Genomic DNA, 21,095 nt, shown 5'->3' with positions numbered 1-21,095 from the left:
GCGCCGCCCGCTCCCTTCCCGTCGAGTTCCGGACCGTGAGAACGATATACCGGCGACCTTAGGGTATCCAAAGTATTAGCCGGGGTCGGCGCCTCGAAGAATGCTAACGGGGGACCGCCGACGGACGCTCTAGACGGTCACCGACGCGACGCGGGGCACCTCGATGATCCGATCGGCGATGCCGCGGCGCTGCATCTCGCGCGTGAAGTCGGCCAGCGGTGAAGCGAAGACGCGATAGTCGTCGAAATGCACCGCATAGCCGCGGGCTACCCGATCGCGGACTGCTCACGCGGCCCGGAAGATTTCCACTACAGGCCGGGCAAGCAGATGGGTGCTCCGTAGCAAGGCGGCGGACCTAGCGGCCGGCGGGGAGCGTCGCCCTCCCACACGAACTGGCCAACGTTGCCCATCCCGCCGACGGGGACCCAGTACCAGTGGTGGCACACGCCCATATCCCAACGGACATCGGGCATCGGCAACGGTTGCCCCGGGCACCAGTCGTGCGGGACCGTGAAGTTGTCCAGGGGCAAGGGGCCGATCACTTGCGGTGCAATACCGCGCTCCGCCTCGGCGGTGCCCGCGGCCAGGCCCAGACCCGCCACCGCCACGCCGCCGGACAGCAGCACCCCGGTAATGACCTTCCTGACCTTGTGATTGTTCGACATTGCCTCGCGCCTTTCCTCGACGCTCCGGGATCAGTATCCGCTCGCGCCGACCCCGTCACCGGGGAAGTGGACTACGCGAGTCAGCAGACACCGAGCGGTCCGCTACCGATCCCAGAAAGGCACCGCTCTAGGTCGCCCGGCCTAGGCCTTCGTCAGCGTGAAGCGTTTTCCTCCGTTCCCGGTTGAGGCGTCGAGGCCAGAGAAATGAGTCTCAGAGCATTGAGTTGATCATGACTTTGGCGTCGGGCCAGTTCGCGTCGCGAAGATCTGAGCCGGTCGTGTACAGATTGATGAGGGCCGCCTCTCCGGTGGAGGTGTTCAGCAGCGCGCCGGCGATTCCGTACAACGTCGTCGTGCCGTGCTGTTCTGACAGATTGCCGCTGAAGCGGGCGTACTGCGCCTGCTGGAAATGGGAGCCGTTCAAGTTCTCCGGCTTGGAGGCCGGCTCGACCTTAACGTTGGTCAAAGGTTTCGTCGCCGATCCGATAAACCCGGGAAGTACCTGCGTGACGTCTTTGGCAATCGTTGTTTGGACCACGACCAGCATGTACGCGGTGTCGTCGTCGTTGTTCAGAATCACGGAGCCGTTGTCTTGCTTTATGGCCATCCAGTTGGGGGCGGGGGTGATCGAGACGTCATCGAAGCTGACCGCGGCTTTGGCCACGAGGGCTGCGGACACAGGCGGGCCGTACGCCGTGGAGGCCGGGGCCGGTTCGCTCGTCAGGATGTGATGTTTGGGCGGGAACACGAACCACGCCGTCACGCCGGCGGCGATGAGGACGACCACGGTGATGATCACGGCGATCACCCCGGGCCCCCATCGGTACCCCACGCGCCCCCCGTCCGCGGGGTAGCTCGGCGGCGGTGGGGCCTGTTCGCGCGGCGGCGGTGCAGCTGATGACATCATTTCTCCTCGGCGTCGATGGCGCGGGCACCGTCAGAGCATTGAGCTGATCATGGTTTCGGCGTCCGGCCAGGCTGCGTCGCGTAGGTCTGAGCCGGGGGTGAACAGATTGATGAAGGCCGCCTCTCCGGTGGAGGTGTTCAGCAGCGCCCCGAGCACCCCATACACCGTGATCGTGCCCTGCTGGGTTGACAGATCACCGCTGTAGCGGGCGTACTGCGCCTGCTGGAAGTGGGAGCTGTTCAACTTCTCCGGCTTGGAGGCCTGCTCGACCTCAACGCTCGTCAAATGGAATATGTTTTTCGGGCTTCTGGTCCACCCGAGAAATATCGGTGCGACGTCGTCGGCAGTTGTCTGTTGCACTTTGACGTGCATGAACTCTCTCCCGTTGCTGCCCAGAACCACGGAGAAGTTATTTTCTCGGAGTACGACCTTCCAGCCGGGGGCGGGGGTGATCGAGACGTCGTCGAGGCTGATCGCGTCTTTGGCCACCAGGGCAGGCGCGGCGGGTGCGCGCCGGCCGTCCGCCATGGAGGTCGGGGTTGGTTTGGTCGTCGGCGTGGCGTGTCTTGGTGGGAACACGAACAACGCTGTGAGGCCCGCGGCGATGAGGACGACCACGGTGATGATCACGGCGATCACCCCGGGCCCCCATCGGTGCCCCACGCGTCCCCCGGTCGCGGGGTAGCTCGGCTGCGGTGGGGTCTGTTCGGACGGCGGCGGTGCAGCAGACGACATCGTTTCTCCTCGGTGTCGATATGGCGCGGTCAGGCCACCGGCTTACCGCCGGCAGGTGAGGGAGGCCGGGCATCGTGAGCCAGTGCGGCGCTGGCGGTTCCGCATACCTGGCAGAACGCAGCACCGGGCACCATCGCGGCCCCGCAATGCGCGCAGACCTGTTCGGCGACAGCCGGATGCGCCAGGGCCTTGTCCCCGCTGAGGGCTTCTTCGGCTTCAGCGAGCAGGCCTCGATGCAGCTCGTTGCGCGCTGCGATCAGTCCCGCCGCGGCCAGCACCAGCGCTACCACCGTGGTCAGCACGATGCCTCGGGTGCCGTACGGCTCCAGCAAGGTGGTGGCAAGCTCGTAGAGCACGATCAGCGTCAATCCTTGTGCCACACCGACAAGGGGCTTTCCGGTGGCCTCGCGCAGCCGGATCACCGTGCCCGCCGCAGCGGTAGCGAACACGATGGGCTGCAAAAATCCCAGCGTCAGCGCGATGAAAGCCACGTGCGCCGGGTCCCCGGCGGCCGGATCGATGTGGGTGAACGCGCCGCGCTGGACGACGATGCTCAAGCCCAGCGACAACGCCGCACCGCTCAACGAGCAGGTAATCAGGGCATCGATGGGATGGCGAAACGCCGCCCGGGCGGTGATCAGCATCGGCGCGATCAACACCGCAACAAAGCCGACCACCGGCACCAGCACACCGAGTTCAAGGATCCGGCTCGCCGAAGGCAGTCGGTGGACCGGCACGAGCAGCACGACCCCCTTGGTGAACTGGTCCTCCAACACACCCACACCCACACCCAGCAGCAGCGAGAGCAAAAAACCCACGCCGACCACGGTGATCGGTTCATCACGCCACACATTGTGGTCGTGGATGTAGGCGAGCACGACCGCCGGCAATGCCACCGCCGCCAACACCAGCGAAATCGAGAGCACCCCGAACGCGGCGGCCACCAGCGCCGCCAACAGCGCCAGCGCGACGGCATTGCGGTACGCGCTTTGACGACCAGCCGCCAAATGCGGCATTAGTGTGCTCATCACCGCCAGCGCGCGCACCGGCTCATCGGGGACGGCAGCAAAATGTTGAGCGCGATCGATGCCGGGATGCAGCGGCGTGCCGCAACGGGCACAAAAGCGGGCAGCATCTGAATGCGGTGTCGAGCAGTTCGGGCACTCCATCACGTCCTCCGGACTAGCGCGGAAATCGGTCTGCCAGCATCAACTCCTGCTGATCCGAACACCTCGATACACCCACTACAAGAGACCAAAGTCCCCGACGGGACTTCGACCACCCGTTTCGGGACGAAAGCCCCTGTTGTCTGTTGGCTCGCCTGATTGACGATGCGGAAGCAGCCCGTCGAAATTGGGGGTCCGAATGTCCACCGACAGCGCACTACGTGCGGAGCCGCCGCCAACCCAGGCTCGGCGACCTTCGTTCGCCTACGACGCCTTTCTGTCCTACAGCCACAAAGATGGGAACGTCGCTGCCGGGATTCAGAAGGGCTTGCATCGCATCGGTCGTCGGGTGGGGCAGTTGAAGGCGCTGCGGGTGCTTCGCGATACCACCGACCTGGACGCCAATCCCAGCCTGTGGGGCAAGGTCGCCAATGCGATGGATCGCTCCCGCTATCTGGTTGTGCTGCTGTCCCCGCAAGCGGCGGTCTCGCATCGGGTCGACCAGGAGGTCGGCTACTGGCTGCAACGGCGTGGACCGGAGCAGCTGTTGATTGTGGTGGCCGAGGGGCAGCTGCACTGGGACGAAGAAACCCGGCGGTTTGATCCCGACCGATCGGATGTCGCGTTACCGGTTCTGACGGAGCCCGGGGTGCTGGCCGCCGAACCGCTCTGCGTCGATGTCAGCGGCGACGCGCCGTGGGATGCGTATGCACCCGCGTTCCGCGACAAGGTTACCGAGCTGGCCGCGCCCATCCACGGGAAATCCAAGCATGAGCTGGCCAGCGACGATGTGCGGGAACAGCGGCGCTTCCGGCGCGTTCGTCGAGTCGGGATCGCGGGCCTCGCTCTCCTTACCATCCTCGCGGTGGTAGCGGCGTCAATCGCAATCGTGAAACAACAAGAAGGAACACAGCGAACCGGACGCGAACGAGTCGCCCTGACGTTGGCCTGGCAAGGGCAGGCCATGCTCGCCGGTGTCGAGGGTGGAGGTGATGTGCGGGCGCTGCAGCAGATCCTGGCCGCTCCGCGCATCTCGCCGAACGCCGACAACGGTGCGCTCTTCACCGGAGTAATCGCGCGGCGGAGCACCGTCAAGATCATCCAGACAGCCGACGTGGTGAACAGTGTGGCGGTTAGCCCGGATGGGCGGCGCATCGTCTCCGGCAGCCGCGACAAGACGCTGCGGCTGTGGGACGCCGACACCGGCCAGCCGATCGGCGCCCCGCTGACCGGCCACACCGACACGGTGCGCAGTGTGGCGTTCAGCCCAAACGGGCGGCGCATCGTCTCCGGCAGCGCCGACACCACGGTGCGGTTGTGGGATGCCGACACCGGCCAGCCGATCGGCGCTCCGCTGACCGGCCACACCGACACGGTGTGGAGTGTGGCGTTCAGCCCCGACGGGCGGCGCGTCGTCTCCGGCAGCGCCGACAAGACGCTGCGGCTGTGGGACGCCGGCACCGGCCAGCCGATCGGCGCCCCGCTGACCGGCCATAAGGGCACGGTAACCAGTGTGGCGTTCAGCCCCGACGGGCGGCGCGTCGTCTCCGGCAGCGCCGACAAGACGCTGCGGCTGTGGGACGCTGCCACCGGCGAGCCCTTCGGCTCCCCGATCACCGGCCACACCGACTGGGTGGAAAGCGTGGCATTCAGCCCCGACGGCAAGCGGATCAGCTCCGGCAGCGACGACACCACGGTGCGGGTGTGGGACGCCCGCACCGGCGCGCCCCTCGGCGACCCGCTGACCGGCCACACCGGCACGGTTGAAAGCCTGGCATTCAGCCCCGACGGGCAGCGCATCGTCTCCGGCAGCGACGACAAGACGCTGCGAATCTGGGACGCGGCCAGCGGCCAGCCCCTCGGCGCCCCGCTGACCGGCCACACCGACGCGGCGTACGGTGTGGCGTTCAGCCCCGACGGGCAGCGCATCGTCTCCGGCAGCCGCGACGCGACGCTGCGGGTATGGGACCCAGCCGCGGACCAATCCATGGCCGCCCGCACCGGCAGGGTGCTCGAGGTGGCGTTCAGCCCCGACGGGCGGCGCATCGTCTCCGGCAGCGCCGACAAGACGCTGCGGCTGTGGGACTCGTTCACCGGCCAGCCCCTCGGCGCCCCGTTCATCGGTCACACCGCCTGGGTGCGCAGTGTGGCGTTCAGCCCGGACGGCAAGCGCATCGTCTCCGGCAGCGCCGACAAGACGCTGCGGCTGTGGGACTCGGTCAGCGGCGAGCCGATCGGCGCGCCGCTGACCGGCCACACCGACTTGGTGTGGAGTGTGGCGTTCAGCCCCGATGGGAAACGCATCGTCTCCGGCAGTTCGGATAAGACGGTGCGGTTGTGGGACGCCGACACGGGCCAGCCCATCGGCGCCCCACTGACCGGCCACACCGACGCGGTGTACGGTGTGGCGTTCAGCCCCGACGGGAAACGCATCGTCTCCGGCAGTCGGGATAAGACCCTGCGGTTGTGGGACGCCGCCACCGGCCAGCCCATCGGCGCGCCGCTCACCGGCCACACCGAAACGGTGACGAGTGTGGCGTTCAGCCCCGACGGGAAACGCATCGTCTCCGGCAGTTGGGATCCGACGCTGCGGTTGTGGGACGCCGCCACCGGCCGGCCCATCGGCGCGCCGCTGACCGGCCACACCGACGGGGTGTTCGGTGTGGCGTTCAGCCCCGACGGGAAGCGCATCGTCTCCGGCAGCAACGACAAGACCGTGCGGGTGTGGGACGCCAGCACCGGCCAGCCCATCGGCGCGCCGCTGACCGGCCACACCGACACGGTGAACAGTGTGGCGTTCAGCCCCGACGGGCAGCGCTTCGTCTCCGGAAGCGACGACAAGACACTGCGGCTGTGGCCCGCACCATCCCCGGCGGCGTGGCCCGCGCTGTTATGCAACAAGCTCACCGCGAACATGAGCCACCAGCAGTGGAAAGAGTGGGTATCACCAAACATCCCCTACATCGCGGTCTGCCCCGGCCTCCCGGTCCCACCCGATAACCCAACCCGGTAAGGAGCTTTAGCGCCTGGGCGCCACCGGCCTCCGACGAAATCAGCCCAGCGATCGCCGGCTGACGAATTCCCGCCGGGCACCGGTCACCGGATCGTCGAACTCGAGGCGCTGCGCCAGCAGCCGCAGCGGAGTGCTGAAGTCGTCGGCCGGCACGTCAATGATGTTGGGGTACAACGGGTCTCCGTCGATCGGCACGCCGAGGGCGGCCATGTGCACGCGCAGCTGGTGGGTGCGCCCGGTGCGCGGGGTCAGCCGGTACAGGCCGTCCGGGGAGACAAGTTCCACCAGCGTCTCCGCGTTGGGCGCTCCGGGTTCGCAGACAGCCTGCAAAACCCCGCGCCGCTTGACGATCCGGCTGCGCACCACGCGCGGCAACACCAGTGCCGGATCCACGCCGGCGCGCGCCAGATACGTCTTGCGCACCAACCCCCGCGAGAACAGCGTCTGGTATGCACCGCGCATCTCGCGGCGCGCGGTGAACAGCAACACCCCGGCGGTCAACCGGTCGAGCCGATGCGCCGGGCTCAACTCCGGCAGGCTCAGTTCCCGGCGCAGCCGCACCAGCGCCGTCTGCGCCACGTGCCTGCCGCGGGGCATGGTGGCCAGGAAGTGCGGTTTGTCGACCACCACGATGTCCGCATCGCGATGCAAGACCGGGATGTCGAACGGCACCGGAACTTCATGAGGCAGCTCCCGGTACAGAAACACGTGTGCGCCGGCGGGCAGCGCCGTGGCCTCGTCGACCACCGCACCGTCGGCGTCGACCACCTCCCCGGCCAGCACTTTCGACCGCGCGGGGGCGCCGAACCGCTCGGTCAGCTCGGCCAGGACCGGTCCACCGCGCAGCCGCACCCGCGCCGGGCCGAGCCCGTCGCGCACCGGCAGCGGCGCCGGCCTCACCACACGCTCAATTCAAAGGCACCGGCTCGAGGATCTCGGCGCGCGCCTCCGGGGCACTGGCCCGCAGCTCGTCCGCCGACACGTCGTCGGGCTGGGCCTGCGACAAGATCTCGGCCTCCACCCGCGCGGAGTAGTTCGCCACCTCACGCTCGACGTCCGCGCCACTCCACCCCAGCACGGGCGCGACCACCTCGGCGACCTCACGGGCGCAGTCCACGCCGCGGTGCGAGTACTCGATGGAGATGCGCATCCGGCGTGCCAGGATGTCCTCGAGATGCAGCGCCCCCTCGGCGATGACTGCGTACAGGGCCTCCACCTTCAGGTAGCCCGGCGCCTCCTTGATCGGGCTGAGCAGGTCGGCGTTTCCGGCCGCCTGACCCAGCACGTCGCCGATCAGCGAACCGTAGCGATCCAGCAGATGCCGCACCCGGTACGGATGCAAACCTTGCAGCGCCGCAACGTGTTCGGCCTGATTCACCAGGGCGAAGTAACCGTCGGCGCCCAGCAGGCTGACCTTCTCGGTGATCGAGGGCGCCACGCGGGCCGGGACGAACTGGGCCGCGGCGTCGATCGCATCGGCGGCCATCACCCGATAGGTGGTGTACTTGCCGCCGGCGATGGCCACCAATCCCGGCGCGGGCACCGCCACGGCGTGCTCGCGCGACAGTTTGGAGGTCTCCTCGCTCTCCCCGGCCAGCAGCGGCCGCAGCCCGGCGTACACGCCGTCGATGTCGGCATGGGTCAGCGGAATGGCGAGCACGGTGTTGACCGTCTGCAGGATGTAGTCGATGTCGGCCTTGGTGGCCGCGGGGTGGGCCAGGTCCAGGTTCCAGTCGGTGTCGGTCGTGCCGATGATCCAGTGCGTGCCCCACGGGATGACGAACATCACCGATTTCTCGGTGCGCAGGATGATCGCGACGTCGCTGACGATACGGTCGCGCGGCACCACCACGTGCACGCCCTTGGACGCGCGCACCTGAAATCGCCCGCGCTGCTTGGACAATGCCTGAATCTCGTCGGTCCACACCCCGGTCGCATTGACCACGACGTGGCCGCGGACTTCGGTGACGGCGCCGTTCTCGGAGTCGCGAACCCGCACGCCGGTCACCCGGTCGCCCTCGCGCAGCATCGCGACCACCTGGGTGGAGGTCCGCACCACCGCGCCGTAGTGGGCGGCGGTGCGCGCGACGGTCATGGTGTGCCGGGCGTCGTCGACGACGGTGTCGTAGTAGCGGATTCCGCCGATCAACGCGCTGCGCTTGAGCCCCGGGCTCAACCGCAACGCGCCGGCCCGGGTCAGATGCCTTTGCGCCGGAACGGATTTCGCGCCGCCCATCCGGTCGTAAAGGAAGATGCCCGCGGCGACGTAGGGCCGTTCCCACACTCGATTGGTCAGTGGAAACAAGAACGGCATCGGCTTGACCAGATGCGGCGCCAGGGTGGTCAGCGACAGCTCCCGCTCGTAAAGCGCCTCGCGCACCAGCCCGAACTCCAGTTGTTCCAGATAACGCAACCCGCCGTGAAACATCTTGGACGACCGACTCGAGGTGCCCGACGCGAAATCGCGCGCCTCGACCAGCGCCACCTTGAGCCCGCGGGTGGCGGCGTCCAGCGCGCAACCGGAGCCCACCACGCCGCCGCCGATGACGACGACGTCGAACTGCTCGGCGCCGAGTCGCTCCCACGCCAGCGCGCGCTGCTGAGGTCCCAACGTGGAAGCCGCCCAGGTCTGTGTGCTTTGGGGCGCCTGTATCGGGTTGCTCACGGCAGAGGACTCCTCACCGGGAAACTCCTGTCGGTTACTCGCCAGTAGGACGGTGTCGGACCAAGGCTAGTCGAGATCGTCGTGCGCCATCAGCCGACGAGCGGCCTCGGTGATCGAACCGGACAGCGAGGGGTAAACGGCGAGCGTCTGCGCCAGCTCGTTGACCGTGATGCGGTTTTGGACGGCCACGGCGATCGGCAGGATCAGTTCCGAGGCGATCGGGGCCACCACCACGCCGCCGATCACCACGCCGGTGGACTTCCGGCAGAACATCTTCACGAAACCCTGTTGCAGCCCGGACATCTTGGCCCGCGCGTTGGTGCGCAGCGGCAGCATGATCGTGCGGGCCGACACCGAACCGTCGTCGATCATCGTTTGCGGCACCCCGACGGCCGCGATCTCCGGCCGGGTGAACACCGTTGCGGCCACCGTGCGCAACCGGATCGGGCTGACGCCCTCGCCCAGCGCGTGATACATCGCGATGCGGCCCTGCATGGCGGCCACCGAGGCCAGCGGCAGCAGGCCGGTGCAGTCACCGGCGGCATAGATGCCGGCCACCGAGGTCCGCGATACCCGGTCCACGGTCAGGTAGCCGCCGCGGCCCAGCTCGATGCCGACGCGGTCCAGGCCGAGGCCGCCGGTGTTGGGGACCGACCCGATGGTCATCAGGGCGTGGCTGCCCTCGACGGTGCGCCCGTCGGCCAGGGTGACCAGCACGCCGCCGTCGGTGCGGGTCACCGACTGGGCGCGGGCGTTCTTGACCAGCTCGACGCCGCGCTCGGAAAACGCCTCTTCCAGGACCAACGCGGCGTCGGCGTCCTCGTAGGGCAATACCCGGTCCCGGCTGGCGACCACCGTCACGGGTACGCCCAGCTCGGTGTAGGCGTGCACGAACTCGGCGCCGGTGACGCCCGACCCGACCACGATGAGGTGTTCGGGCAGCGCCTCCAGGTTGTAGAGCTGCCGCCAGGTCAGGATCCGCTCACCGTCGGGCTGCGCGGACGGCAGGACCCGCGGGCTGGCGCCCGTCGCGATCAGCACGACGTCGGCCTCGTACTCGCTGGTGACGGGGCCTTCGGACCCCGGACCGGAATGGGTCGCCTTGATGCGGTGGCAGGCCAGCCCTGGCGTGGGGTCGATCAGCTCGCCGTGCCCGGCGACCACGTGCACGCCCATGCCGAGCAGCTGTTCGGTGATATCGGCCGACTGCTCGGTGGCGAGTTGTTTGACCCGGGCATGAATCTGCGGCAGCGAGATCCTGGCGTCGTCGATGTCGATGTCGAAGCCGAGCCGCGGTGCCCTGCGCAACTCGGTGCGCAGCCAGGTCGAGGCGATGAACGTCTTGGACGGCACGCAGTCGTCCAGGACGGCCGCGCCGCCGATCCCGTCGGAGTCGATCACCGTGACGTGGGTGGTGTCGGGGTGTGAGGTGGCGGCCACCAGCGCGGCTTCGTAACCGGCCGGACCTCCACCGAGGATCACGATGCGGGTCGCCACAGCCCCAACCTAGCGGGGTGACCCGCCAGCCCGCAGGTGGAGGCGCGGCCGCGAGAGCCCTCGGGAGAAGACCGCTCGTGCCCGTGACGTCTAAGCTTTCCCCGTGCCGCTCTACGCCGCCTACGGGTCGAACATGGATCCTGAGCAGATGCTCAAGCGCGCACCCCATTCGCCGATGGCCGGAACGGGCTGGTTGCACGGGTGGCGCTTGACGTTCGGGGGCGAGGACATCGGCTGGGAAGGCGCGCTGGCCACCGTCGTCGAAGATCCGAATTCCAAGGTGTTCGTCGTCCTGTACGACATGACCCCGGCCGACGAGAACAACCTCGACCGGTGGGAGGGCTCCGAGTTCGGGGTGCACAAGAAGATCCGCTGCCGGGTGGAGCGCATCTCGTCGGACACCAGCACCGACCCCGTGCTGGCATGGCTGTATGTGCTCGACGCCTGGGAGGGCGGGCTGCCGTCGGCGCGATACCTGGGCGTGATGGCCGATGCGGCCGAAATCGCGGGAGCGCCAGCCGATTACGTGCACGACCTGCGAACTCGACCGGCCCACAACATCGGTCCGGGAACCGGCTCCTAAGGCCCGTGTCGATTCTCTCCACACCAGTCGTCGCCGACGCACTGGCCCGCACGTTCGCCGCCACGGTCAGGCCGGCTCCGAAAGCCGCCGTGCGGTTTCCAGAATTCCGGAGCCAGACCTCTGAGGTCTCCATCCCTGCCCGGCACGGTCCCGTACCGGCAACCGTCTACCACCCGCCGGCCGGCACGGCGAACCCGTCCGTCTACGTCAACGTGCACGGCGGTGGCTTCGTGGTCGGTCACCCCGAACAAGACGATCCGTGGTGCCGATACCTCGCCGCGAACGCGGGCGTCGTGGTGATCAACCCGGACTATGTGCTGGCGCCGGGTCACCGCTTTCCCGCGGCGCCACATCAGGTCTACGACATCGTGTGCTGGGCGGCGGCCCCCGACCGCGACTGGGACGGCAGCCGGCTCTGCGTCGGGGGCCAGAGCGCCGGCGGCAACCTCAGCGCCGCCGCGGCACGGCAGGCGCTGGAGAACGGCGGGCCACGCATCGCGTTGCAGGTGCTGCATTACGCGCCGCTTGACCTCGTGACGCCCACCCGCGACAAGCTGTCCAGCGCCGGCGACCGGGCGGTCATGAAACCGTGGATGGGCGAGGTGTTCGACACCGCCTATGTACCCGATCCGGCGCAGCGGCGCGACCGCCTCGCCTCTCCCGCCTGGGGTGACAACGCGGACGGAATCGCGGGCATCGCACCGGCACTGGTCGTCACGGCCGAACACGACCGGCTTCGCGACGAGGCCCGTAGATACGCCGAAAAGCTCGACGCCGCAGGGGCATTGGCGGAGTACCACGAGGTGGCCGGCGTCGACCACGGCTACAACATCATGAGCGCGGCGACCGACGTCACCCGGCGAACCTACGCACACATCGCCGGGCACGTCGTGCGTGCGACGAGCTAGGGCAGCGAGAACGCGGCCGCCTGCTCGACGATGTTGACCATCACGCGCAGCCCGATCGCCAGGGCGCGCTCGTCGAGGTCGAACGTCGGCTGGTGCAAATCCAGCTGCGGCCCCTGGCCCGGCCACACGCCCAGGCGCGCCATCGCGCCGGGAATCTCCTCGAGGTACCAGGAGAAGTCCTCGCCCCCGCCGGACTGGCGGGTGTCGGCCAGCGCGTCCGGGCCGATGGCCTCGATCGCGTGGGTGAGGATGCGGGTCGAGACGTCCTCGTTGACCACCGGCGGCACGCCGCGCCGGTATTGCAGCGTGTGGTCGATGCCCAGCGGCGCCAGCAGCGCCGACACCGTCTCGCGGATGATCTCCTCGAGGCCCACCCAGGTCTGCCGGCTGGCGGTGCGGACCGTGCCGCCCAGCACCCCGCTCTGCGGAATGGCGTTGGCGGCCACCCCCGCGTTGACCGCGCCCCACACCAGCACGGTGCCGTTGCGCGGGTCGATGCGGCGCGACAACACGCCGGGCAGCCCGGTGATCAGCGTGCCGAGCCCGTAGACCAGGTCGGCGGTCAGGTGCGGACGGGACGTGTGGCCGCCCGGGGAATGCAGGGTGATCTCGATCTGGTCGGCCGCCGAGGTGATGGGTCCGTGCCGGACCGCGATCTGGCCGACCTCGAGCCGGGGGTCGCAGTGCAGGGCGAAGATCCGCGACACCCCGGTGATCGCGCCCGCGGCGATGGCGTCGATCGCGCCGCCGGGCATCAGCTCCTCGGCGGCCTGGAAGATCAGCCGCACCCCGACCGGCAGCTCCGGCACCGACGCCAGGGTCAGCGCGGTGCCGAGCAGGATCGCGGTGTGGGCGTCGTGGCCGCAGGCGTGCGCGACGTTGGGCATCGTGGAGGTGTAGGGCGCGCCGGTCCGCTCGGCCATGGGCAGCGCGTCCATGTCGGCCCGCAGCGCGATGCGCGGCTCGTGTTCGGGCCCCAGATCGCAGACCAGTCCCGTCCCGCCCGGTAGCACCTTGGGGTTGAGCCCCGCATCGGCCAGCCGCTCGGCGACGAACTGGGTGGTGGCGTACTCCTGGCGGCCCAGCTCGGGGTAGCGGTGGATGTGCCGGCGCCATTCGACCAGGTCGTCGTGGTGTACGGCCAGCCAGGAGGAGGCGGCGTCGGCGAGGCTCATGCGTGCGCCCGCCGTTCCCGCGCGGCCAGCACGCGGTCACGTTCGGCCGGCGTCTGGGCCAGCTGAACCACCGTGCGAGCCAGCATGATCGCACCCTCCACGACGGCGCGGTCCCCGCTCGGGCTGGCGGCGGCCGTGGCGAACGCGCGCTGGTGCACCGTGGCGCCGCCGGCGTCGACCCCGACCACCGGATGGATCCCCGGCAGCACGTGCGTCACATTGCCCATGTCGGTGCTGCCCATGGGCAGCGCCGCCTCGAACTCGCGGGCCACCGGCTCGCGCCCGAGCCGGTGCATCTCGTCGCGGAAGACGTCGGCCAGCCATTCGTCGGGCCTGAGTTCGTCGTAGGGGGGTGCCGGGTTGTCGATCTCGTACTCGCAGCCGGTGGCCAGCGCACCCGCGGCGAAGCACGCGTACATCCTGCCCTCCAGCTGTCTCAACGAATCCGACTCGAACGCCCGCATCGCATACTCCAGCGTCGCGTGCCCGGGGATGACGTTGACCGCCTGGCCGCCATCGGTGACGATCCCGTGCACCAGCTGGCCGGGGGCCAGCTGCTGCCGCAACAGCCCCACGGCCACCTGCGCGACAGTGACGGCGTCGGCGGCGTTGATGCCCTGATGCGGCGCGACGGCGGCGTGAGATTCCTTGCCACGGTAGTGCACGGTCGCTTCCGACAGCGCCAGCGAGCGGGCCGCGGCGATGTCGGCCGGTCCGGGATGCAGCATCACCGCCGCAGCGACGTCATCGAAAACCCCGGCCTGCAGCAGCAGCGCCTTGCCGCCGCCCATCTCTTCGGCGGGGGTACCGATCAGCGCCACCCGCAGGCCCAGGTCGTCGGCCACGTCGGCCAGCGCCAGCGCGGTGCCCACCGCCGATGCGGCGATGATGTTGTGGCCGCAGGCGTGGCCGATCTCGGGCAGCGCGTCGTATTCGGCGCACACCCCGACGGTCAGCGGCCCGCTGCCGAAGTCGGCGCGAAAGGCGGTGTCCAGACCGCCCGCGGACGCGGTGATCTCGAAACCGCGTTCGGCGACCAGCGCCTGGGCCTTGGCGCAGCTGCGATGCTCGGCGAACGCCAGCTCGGGCTCGGCGTGGATGGCGTGGGACAGCTCAACCAGGTCGGAGCCCCGTCGCCGCACGACATCCTCGACGTTGTCCAATGCGGTGGTGGGCATTCTCGCAGTATCCCACCGCGACCTTCACGGCCTCAGTTACACCAGTCCGGCGATGAATCCCGCCGCCTGTCCGGGGTAGGGCGGCACACCGTAATCGTGGTGGGCCTCCCGGTCCCGGCCGCCGACCACGCACACCGGATCACCGGCAACGCAGATGTCGATGGCGCGGCCGGCGAACTGGCCCGCGGTGGACAGGGGCGTGTTGAACCGGTTGCCGGGATTGCCGAACACCGCCACCGCCGCCACCTTGTTGGCCAGGCCAGGATCCAGCGCCGGAGCCGACCCGAAGTTGCCGATGCGCTCGCCCAGCGGCGGCACCCCCGCCAGCATCGAGACCGCGGCGGCGCCCTGCGAGAAACCGCCAAGCACCAGCTTCGTCTTCGGGCATTGGTCGACCATCTCCGCGATGTGGTCACGGGCGTCGTTGGCACCGTCGGCGGTCTGCAGGAAGTTGTAGCTGGCCGGGTAGTTCACCGCGTACGCGTCGACGCTGCGCGAGCCGAGGGCGGGCTGCAGCGCGGCGAGCAGCGCGTCTCCGGCGACTCCGAGCCCGGGCGGCTCCGCGGTGCCGCGGGCGAAGATGAGCTGAACGTCGGAGCATCCGTCGGCCCGCGCCGTCGGCACCCGGCCGCCCGCGATCGAAAACAGCGACACCGCAACGGCGACGGCCAGGCCGACCACCTGCCACCTACGAAGTTTCATGCGGCAGATTTTCACATATGCCGGCGCGGGCCGTCGCGGCGCTAAGCTCCCCGACTGTGAGCGACCCCGCGTCCGACCCCACCGAACTGGCGCGACTGGCGGCGCAGGTCATCGCTGACCGCACCGGCGTGCCCGCGCACGACGTCGCCATCGTGCTCGGATCGGGATGGCGCCCGGCCGTCGCCGCCCTCGGCTCCCCGACCGCCGTGCTGCCCCAGGCCGACGTGCCCGGGTTCGCGCCACCGACCGCCGTCGGGCACACCGGCGAGCTGATCTCGACGCGCATCGGCGAGCGCCGGGTGCTGGTGCTGGTCGGTCGGGTGCACGCCTACGAGGGTCACGACCTGTGCCACGTGGTGCATCCGGTGCGGGCGGCCTGCGCGGCCGGGGCGCGCATCGTCGTGCTCACCAACGCGGCCGGCGGCCTGCGGCCCGACCTGGCGGTGGGCCAGCCGGTGCTGATCAGCGACCACCTCAACCTGACCGCGCGTTCGCCGTTGGTCGGCCCGCAGTTCGTGGACCTGACCGACGCCTACGCGCCGCGGCTGCGGGACCTCGCTCGCCAGGGCGACCCCGGGCTCACCCAGGGCGTCTACGCCGGCCTGCCGGGGCCGCACTACGAGACCCCCGCCGAGGTGCGCATGCTGCGGGCGCTGGGCGCCGATCTGGTCGGCATGTCGACCGTGCACGAGACCATCGCGGCCCGGGCGGCCGGCGCCGAGGTGCTGGGGGTGTCGCTGGTCACCAACGCGGCCGCCGGGATCAGCGGCGAGCCGCTGAGCCACGCGGAAGTGCTCGCCGCCGGCGCCGCGTCCGCCAGCCGAATGGGCGCGCTGCTGGCCGACGTCGTAGCCCGGTTCTGAGATGAAGCCCGAGGAGTGGCGGCGATCCGCGCCCCCCGGCCACGCCGGGCTTGCGATCGCCGCGGCGGAGTGGATCGCACACGATCCCGACCCGGCGACGGCCGCCGAACTCGCGGCGTGCGGTCCCGACGAGCTCGCCGCGCGTTTTGCCCACCCGCTCACATTCGGCACCGCCGGCCTGCGTGGTCCGGTGCGCGCCGGTCCCGACGCCATGAACGTGGCGGTGGTGTCGCGCGCCACCTGGGCGGTGGCGCGGGTGCTCGACGGGCGCGGCCTTGCCGGCAGGCCGGTGATCGTCGGGCGCGACTCCCGGCACGGCTCGGCCGTTTTCGCCACCGTCACCGCCGAAGTGCTTGCTGCCCAGGGCTTCTCGGTGCTGCTGCTGCCCGGGCCGGTGCCGACGCCGGTGGTCGCGTTCGCCGTACGCCACACCGGCGCCGCCGCCGGGATACAGATCACCGCCTCGCACAACCCGCCGACCGACAACGGCTACAAGGTCTACACGGACGGCGGAATCCAGATCGTCTCCCCCACCGACCGCGAGATCGAGGCCGCGATGGCCGCCGCTCCCCCGGCCGACGAAATCCGCCGAGCTCCGGTGCAACCCGCCGTCACCGATTTGGTCGAGCGCTACATCGCGCGGGCCGCCGCGGTGCGGCGCGGCACCGGTTCGGTGCGGGTGGCTCTGACCCCGCTGCACGGGGTGGGGGGTGCCGCGGTCGTGGAAGCGTTGCAACGCGCCGGCTTCGGGCAGGTGCACACCGTGGGAGCGCAGTTCGCGCCGGACCCCGACTTTCCCACCGTCGCCTTCCCCAATCCCGAGGAGCCCGGCGCCACGGACGCGCTACTCGCGTTGGCCGCGGAGGTCGCCGCCGACGTCGCGATCGCGCTCGACCCCGACGCCGACCGATGCGCGGTCGGTGTCCCCACCGGCTCGGGCTGGCGCATGCTGTCTGGGGACGAAACCGGTTGGCTGCTGGGCGATTACATCTTGTCGCGGGTCGCCGATCCCCGAGCGGCGGTGGTGGCCAGCACCGTGGTGTCATCACGGATGCTGGCGGCCATCGCGCGCCGGTACGGGGCCACCCACGTCGAAACCCTCACCGGCTTCAAGTGGCTGGCGCGCGCCGATGCCGACCTGCCGCGCGACATGCTGGTGTACGCCTACGAGGAGGCGATCGGGCACTGCGTCGACCCGGACGCCGTGCGCGACAAGGACGGCATCAGCGCCGCGGTGCTGGTGTGCGATCTGGTGGCCGCGCTCAAAGACCGGGGCCGTTCGGTTTCCGACGCGCTCGACGAGCTCGCCCGGCGGTACGGCGTGCACGACGTCGCGGCGGTGTCGCGCCGCGTCGCCGACGCCGCCGAGGCCGCCGAGCTGATGCGGCGGCTGCGCGAGACGCCACCGGAGACGCTGGCCGGGTTCACCGCGACCGTCACCGACATCGCCGACGCGCTGATCTTCACCGGCGGCGACGACGACGCGTCGGTCAGGCTGGTGGTGCGGCCTTCCGGGACGGAGCCGAAGCTGAAGTGCTACATCGAGGTTCGCTGCGCGGTGACCGGCGAGCTGGATGACGCCCGACAGCGGGCCAGGGCGGTGCGGGACGAGCTGGTGTCCTCGGCGCAGAGCTGGTGAGTTAGCGCGGCCCGTATTGACGGTCGCCCGCGTCGCCGAGACCCGGCACGATGTAGGCGTTCTCGTTGAGCCCGCCGTCGACCGCCACGGTGAACAGGCGCGCCTCGGGCGCCTTCTTCTCAAGCGCGGCAACGCCTTCGGGCGCGGCCACCGCGCACAACACCGTGATGTCGGTCGCACCGCGCTCCAGCAGCAGGCCGACGGTGTACTGCAACGACCCGCCGGTGGCCAGCATCGGATCCATGACGAACACCGGCAGACCGGCCAGCTCGTCGGGCAGCGACTCGAAATACCCAGTCGCCCGATGGGTTTCCTCGTCGCGGGCCACGCCGACGAATCCGACCCGGGCTTGCGGCAGGAGCGCGAGCGCCTGGTCCACCATGCCCAGTCCGGCCCGCAGCACCGGCACCAGCAGGGGCGGTTTGGCCAGCCGCACTCCCTGCGTCTCGGCCAGCGGCGTGCGGACCGGAAAGGTCTCTCGGGGCGCGTCCCGGGTGGCCTCGTAGATCAGCATGGCGGTCAGATCCCGCAACGCTGCCCGAAAACCCTCGTTGTCGGTGCGTTCGTCGCGCATCGTCGTCAGCCGGGCGACCGCCAGCGGGTGATCGACAACGCGCACCTCCACGGTGTTCGACCTTATATAACGATCCGGCCGCATTTCGCTAACGCCCCGCTGAAGCCGCCCGCGTCGCCACAGGCGGCGCGCCGGGTCGACCCATATGCTCCCGTAGTGCTGAGCGGAATCACGGGTTCAACAGGGTTGACGGGCAGGGCATTTCGAGTCTTTGGGCTGCTCGGCGCGATGACCTTGATCGCGTTGGCGGCCAGCCCGCTGACTCCGCGGATAGGCCTTGTGGCAGCGGCCATTCCGCAACCCGCGCACATCGTGATCGTGGTGGAGGAGAACCGCTCCGAAAACGGCATCATCGGCAACAAGTCGGCACCCTTCATCACCGCGCTGGCCGCGGGTGGGGCCAACATGGTCCAGTCGTTCGCCGAAACGCACCCCAGCGAGCCGAATTACCTGGCGCTCTTCGCCGGCAACACCTTCGGGGTGACCACGGACCAGTGCCCGGTCAACGGCGGCGCCGCGCCCAACCTGGGCTCCGAATTGCTGGCCGCGGGCCACACATTCGTCGGCTTCGCCGAAGGCCTGCCCGCGGTCGGCTCGCCGGCGTGCAGCGCCGGCAAGTACGCGCGCAAACACGTGCCCTGGGCCAACTTCACCAACGTGCCGCCGGCGAACTCGCTGCCGTTCTCCGCGTTCCCGATGGGCAACTACGCCAGCCTGCCCACCGTGTCCTTCGTCATCCCCAACAACGACAACAACATGCACGACGGCTCCATCGCTCAGGCGGACGCCTGGCTGAACCGCCAGCTGTCGGGCTACGCCAATTGGGCGGCGGCCAACAACAGCGTGCTGATCGTGACGTTCGACGAGGACGACGGCGGGACGCGAAACCAGATCCCCACGATCTTTTACGGCGCGCACGTCCGTCCCGGCAATTACAGCGAACAGATCAACCACTACAACGTGCTGTCCACGATCGAGCAGATGTACGGCCTCCCCAAAACCGGATACGCGGCCAGCGCGCCACCGATCACCGATATCTGGGGCTAGCCGCGCCGGACACCTTCCCCGGCCGTCGCTATTGTGTGCCGCATGGCTGCTGACCTCGTGCCCATTCGCCTGAGCCTCTCCGACGGTGACCGCTACACCGTGTGGGCGCCCCGCTGGCGGGACGCCGGCGACGAGTGGGAGGCGTTCCTGGGCAAGGACGAGGACCTGTATGTCTTCTCCTCCGTCGCCGACCTGGTCGCGTTCGTGCGCTCGGACACCGACAACGACCTGGTTGACCACCCGGCGTGGAAGGACCTGAGCGCGGCGCACGCGCACAAGTTCTCACCGGCCGCCGACAAGCAGTTCGATCTGGTCACGGTCGAGGAGCTGGTGTCGGAGAAGCCGACCGAGGAGTCGGTGAGCGGGCTGGCCCGCACGCTGGCGCTCGTCTCGTCCATCGGGTCGGTGTGCGAGCTCGCGGCGGTCTCGAAGTTCTTCAACGGCAATCCCACGTTGGGCACCGTGTCGGGCGGGATCGACCACTTCAGCGGCAAGGCCGGCCTCAAACGCTGGAACGCGCTCGGCGAGATCATCGGGCGCAGCTGGGACGACGTGCTCAGCGCGATCGAAGACATCGTCACCACCCCCGAGGTGGACACCAAGCTGTCGGCCAAGGCCGCCGACGAGCTGGCCGAAGAGCCCGAGGAAGAAGAAGCAGACGACACCGAGGCCGTCACCGAGGCCGACGAGGACGCCGACGAGGACGTCGACGACGAGGCCGACGAGCCCGTGGAGGCCGACGCCGAGGAACCCCGCGCGGCCGTGGACACCGTGATCCTGGGAAGCGACGAGGATTTCTGGCAGCAGGTGGGTATCGATCCGGTTCGGATCATGACGAGTTCGGGCACCTTCTACACCCTGCGGTGCTACCTCGACGACCGCCCGATCTTCCTGGGCCGCAACGGGCGCATCAGCGTGTTCACCTCCGAGCGGGCGCTGGCCCGCTACCTCGCCGACGAGCACGACCACGACCTGGCCGACCTGAGCACCTACGACGACATCCGAACCGCCGCCACCGACGGTTCGCTGGAAGTCAAGGTCACCGAGGACAACATCTACGTGCTCAGCGGGCTGGCCGACGACATCGCCGACGGACCGGACGCCGTGGACCGCGACCAGCTGGACCTGGCCGTCGAACTGCTCCGCGACATCGGCGACTACTCGGAGGAGGGCACGGTCGACAAGGCGCTGGAGACCGGCCGCCCGCTGGGCAAGCTGGTGGCCTACGTGCTCGAGCCCGGCTCGGTCGGCAAGCCCTCGGCCCCGTACGCGGCGGCGGTGCGGGAATGGGAGAACTTGGAGCAATTCGTCGACGGGCGGCTCAGGCGCGAATAGCCCCCGTTTGACGGGCCCCCGAGTCTCCTCTTTACTGGCGGGTGTCGCTTCCCGGGATCGGCCCGTTACCGCTGTACGGCTTTCAACGCCCGGGCATGCTGTTGTTCGGTTTGCTCCCGCTGGCTCTGCTCGCGGTCTACGTCCTGGTCCAGGCTCGCCGCCGGCGCCGGCTGCGACGGTTCACCGAGGCGACCGTGCCGCAGTCGCCGACGCGGCACATCCCGATCGCCGTCTCGCTGCTCAGCCTGGCCCTGCTGACCATCGCGCTGGCCACCCCGACCCACGACATGCGCATCCCGCGCAACCGGGCCGTCATCGTGCTGGTCATCGACATGTCGCAGTCCATGCGGGCAACCGACGTCCCACCGAACCGGCTCAAGGCCGCCGAGGAGGCCGGCAAGCAACTGTCTCTTATACACATCTGACGCTGCCGACGATCGCAT

The 21,095-nt window shown here is 69.4% G+C and carries 18 protein-coding genes and 2 pseudogenes; 8 read left to right on the top strand and 12 right to left on the bottom strand.

Features of this window, described 5'->3' with window-relative positions; translation table 11 throughout:
* Positions 1 to 129: 129 nt before the first annotated feature.
* The 5 genes and pseudogenes from A5781_RS26170 to A5781_RS11355 all read right to left on the bottom strand — a co-directional run.
* Positions 130 to 252: pseudogene (locus A5781_RS26170) on the bottom strand (MBL fold metallo-hydrolase); the annotation flags it as partial.
* Positions 253 to 308: 56 nt separating this feature from the next.
* Complete coding sequence (locus A5781_RS11370; RefSeq protein ID WP_067205166.1) at positions 309 to 665, bottom strand: hypothetical protein; 357 nt, start codon at positions 663 to 665, stop codon at positions 309 to 311.
* Between the two features lie 211 nt (positions 666 to 876).
* A complete protein-coding gene (locus A5781_RS11365; RefSeq protein ID WP_156624563.1) occupies positions 877 to 1,464 on the bottom strand; it encodes a hypothetical protein in 588 nt (195 codons plus the stop codon).
* Positions 1,465 to 1,602: 138 nt separating this feature from the next.
* Complete coding sequence (locus A5781_RS11360; RefSeq protein WP_156624561.1) at positions 1,603 to 2,202, bottom strand: hypothetical protein; 600 nt, start codon at positions 2,200 to 2,202, stop codon at positions 1,603 to 1,605.
* 134 nt (positions 2,203 to 2,336) lie between these two features.
* The gene (locus tag A5781_RS11355; protein ID WP_082939302.1) at positions 2,337 to 3,476 is read right to left on the bottom strand and encodes a zinc ribbon domain-containing protein; all 1,140 of its coding nucleotides are present in this window, start codon (positions 3,474 to 3,476) and stop codon (positions 2,337 to 2,339) included.
* A 196-nt stretch (positions 3,477 to 3,672) separates the two neighbouring features.
* On the opposite strand from A5781_RS11355, the gene A5781_RS11350 reads away from it, so the two are divergent.
* Positions 3,673 to 6,486: a TIR domain-containing protein gene (locus A5781_RS11350; protein WP_067205150.1), complete on the top strand. Its 2,814-nt coding sequence runs from the start codon at positions 3,673 to 3,675 to the stop codon at positions 6,484 to 6,486.
* A 39-nt stretch (positions 6,487 to 6,525) separates the two neighbouring features.
* On the opposite strand, the gene A5781_RS11345 is transcribed toward A5781_RS11350, so the two are convergent.
* From A5781_RS11345 to A5781_RS11335, 3 genes are all read right to left on the bottom strand, one after another.
* On the bottom strand, positions 6,526 to 7,386 hold the full coding sequence (locus tag A5781_RS11345; protein WP_067205585.1) for a pseudouridine synthase: 861 nt from the start codon (positions 7,384 to 7,386) through the stop codon (positions 6,526 to 6,528).
* A gap of 7 nt (positions 7,387 to 7,393) precedes the next feature.
* Entirely contained in the window at positions 7,394 to 9,151 is a 1,758-nt protein-coding gene (locus A5781_RS11340; RefSeq protein WP_067205147.1) for a glycerol-3-phosphate dehydrogenase/oxidase, read from the bottom strand.
* A gap of 66 nt (positions 9,152 to 9,217) precedes the next feature.
* Positions 9,218 to 10,648 (bottom strand): NAD(P)H-quinone dehydrogenase, encoded by a 1,431-nt coding sequence (locus tag A5781_RS11335; RefSeq protein WP_067205144.1) that lies wholly within the window; start codon positions 10,646 to 10,648, stop codon positions 9,218 to 9,220.
* Between the two features lie 103 nt (positions 10,649 to 10,751).
* Here A5781_RS11335 and A5781_RS11330 point away from each other — a divergent pair, with 103 nt between their 5' ends.
* The gene (locus A5781_RS11330) at positions 10,752 to 11,231 is read left to right on the top strand and encodes a gamma-glutamylcyclotransferase (protein ID WP_067205141.1); all 480 of its coding nucleotides are present in this window, start codon (positions 10,752 to 10,754) and stop codon (positions 11,229 to 11,231) included.
* 89 nt (positions 11,232 to 11,320) lie between these two features.
* Positions 11,321 to 12,139 carry an alpha/beta hydrolase gene (locus A5781_RS11325; protein WP_067205582.1) on the top strand — a complete coding sequence of 273 codons (819 nt, stop codon included), beginning with the start codon at positions 11,321 to 11,323 and terminating at the stop codon, positions 12,137 to 12,139.
* Here A5781_RS11325 and A5781_RS11320 read toward each other — a convergent pair.
* The 3 genes from A5781_RS11320 to A5781_RS11310 are packed head-to-tail and all read right to left on the bottom strand — an operon-like array spanning position 12,136 to position 15,194.
* Positions 12,136 to 13,314, bottom strand: a complete 1,179-nt coding sequence (locus tag A5781_RS11320) for an amidohydrolase (RefSeq protein WP_067205138.1) — start codon at positions 13,312 to 13,314, stop codon at positions 12,136 to 12,138. The genes A5781_RS11325 and A5781_RS11320 overlap by 4 nt on opposite strands.
* The gene (locus tag A5781_RS11315; protein WP_067205135.1) at positions 13,311 to 14,492 is read right to left on the bottom strand and encodes a M20 family metallopeptidase; all 1,182 of its coding nucleotides are present in this window, start codon (positions 14,490 to 14,492) and stop codon (positions 13,311 to 13,313) included. Before A5781_RS11315 ends, A5781_RS11320 begins: the two co-directional genes overlap by 4 nt.
* Before the next feature lie 36 nt (positions 14,493 to 14,528).
* Positions 14,529 to 15,194 (bottom strand): cutinase family protein, encoded by a 666-nt coding sequence (locus A5781_RS11310; RefSeq protein WP_067205132.1) that lies wholly within the window; start codon positions 15,192 to 15,194, stop codon positions 14,529 to 14,531.
* A gap of 56 nt (positions 15,195 to 15,250) precedes the next feature.
* On the opposite strand from A5781_RS11310, the gene A5781_RS11305 reads away from it, so the two are divergent.
* Positions 15,251 to 16,057, top strand: coding sequence for a purine-nucleoside phosphorylase (locus tag A5781_RS11305; RefSeq protein WP_067205129.1), 807 nt, complete (start codon positions 15,251 to 15,253; stop codon positions 16,055 to 16,057).
* A gap of 55 nt (positions 16,058 to 16,112) precedes the next feature.
* Entirely contained in the window at positions 16,113 to 17,696 is a 1,584-nt protein-coding gene (locus A5781_RS11300) for a phospho-sugar mutase (RefSeq protein ID WP_067205579.1), read from the top strand.
* Position 17,697: 1 nt separating this feature from the next.
* On the opposite strand, the gene upp is transcribed toward A5781_RS11300, so the two are convergent.
* Positions 17,698 to 18,321 (bottom strand): uracil phosphoribosyltransferase, encoded by a 624-nt coding sequence (gene upp / locus A5781_RS11295; RefSeq protein WP_067205126.1) that lies wholly within the window; start codon positions 18,319 to 18,321, stop codon positions 17,698 to 17,700.
* Between the two features lie 177 nt (positions 18,322 to 18,498).
* Between upp and A5781_RS11290 the strand changes: the two genes are divergently transcribed.
* The 3 genes and pseudogenes from A5781_RS11290 to A5781_RS11280 form a co-directional block, all read left to right on the top strand.
* A complete protein-coding gene (locus A5781_RS11290; RefSeq protein ID WP_067205123.1) occupies positions 18,499 to 19,317 on the top strand; it encodes an alkaline phosphatase family protein in 819 nt (272 codons plus the stop codon).
* A 42-nt stretch (positions 19,318 to 19,359) separates the two neighbouring features.
* Positions 19,360 to 20,652: a primosomal protein gene (locus A5781_RS11285; protein WP_067205117.1), complete on the top strand. Its 1,293-nt coding sequence runs from the start codon at positions 19,360 to 19,362 to the stop codon at positions 20,650 to 20,652.
* Positions 20,653 to 20,693: 41 nt separating this feature from the next.
* Positions 20,694 to 21,062: pseudogene (locus A5781_RS11280) on the top strand (hypothetical protein); the annotation flags it as partial.
* Between the last annotated feature and the right edge of the window lie 33 nt (positions 21,063 to 21,095).

It is taken from the genome of Mycobacterium sp. 852002-30065_SCH5024008, assembly GCF_001665645.1.
GTDB lineage: Bacteria > Actinomycetota > Actinomycetes > Mycobacteriales > Mycobacteriaceae > Mycobacterium > Mycobacterium paraffinicum.
Note: the sequence above shows the minus strand (reverse complement) of the source record. Positions and strands in the feature narration are given on the sequence as shown.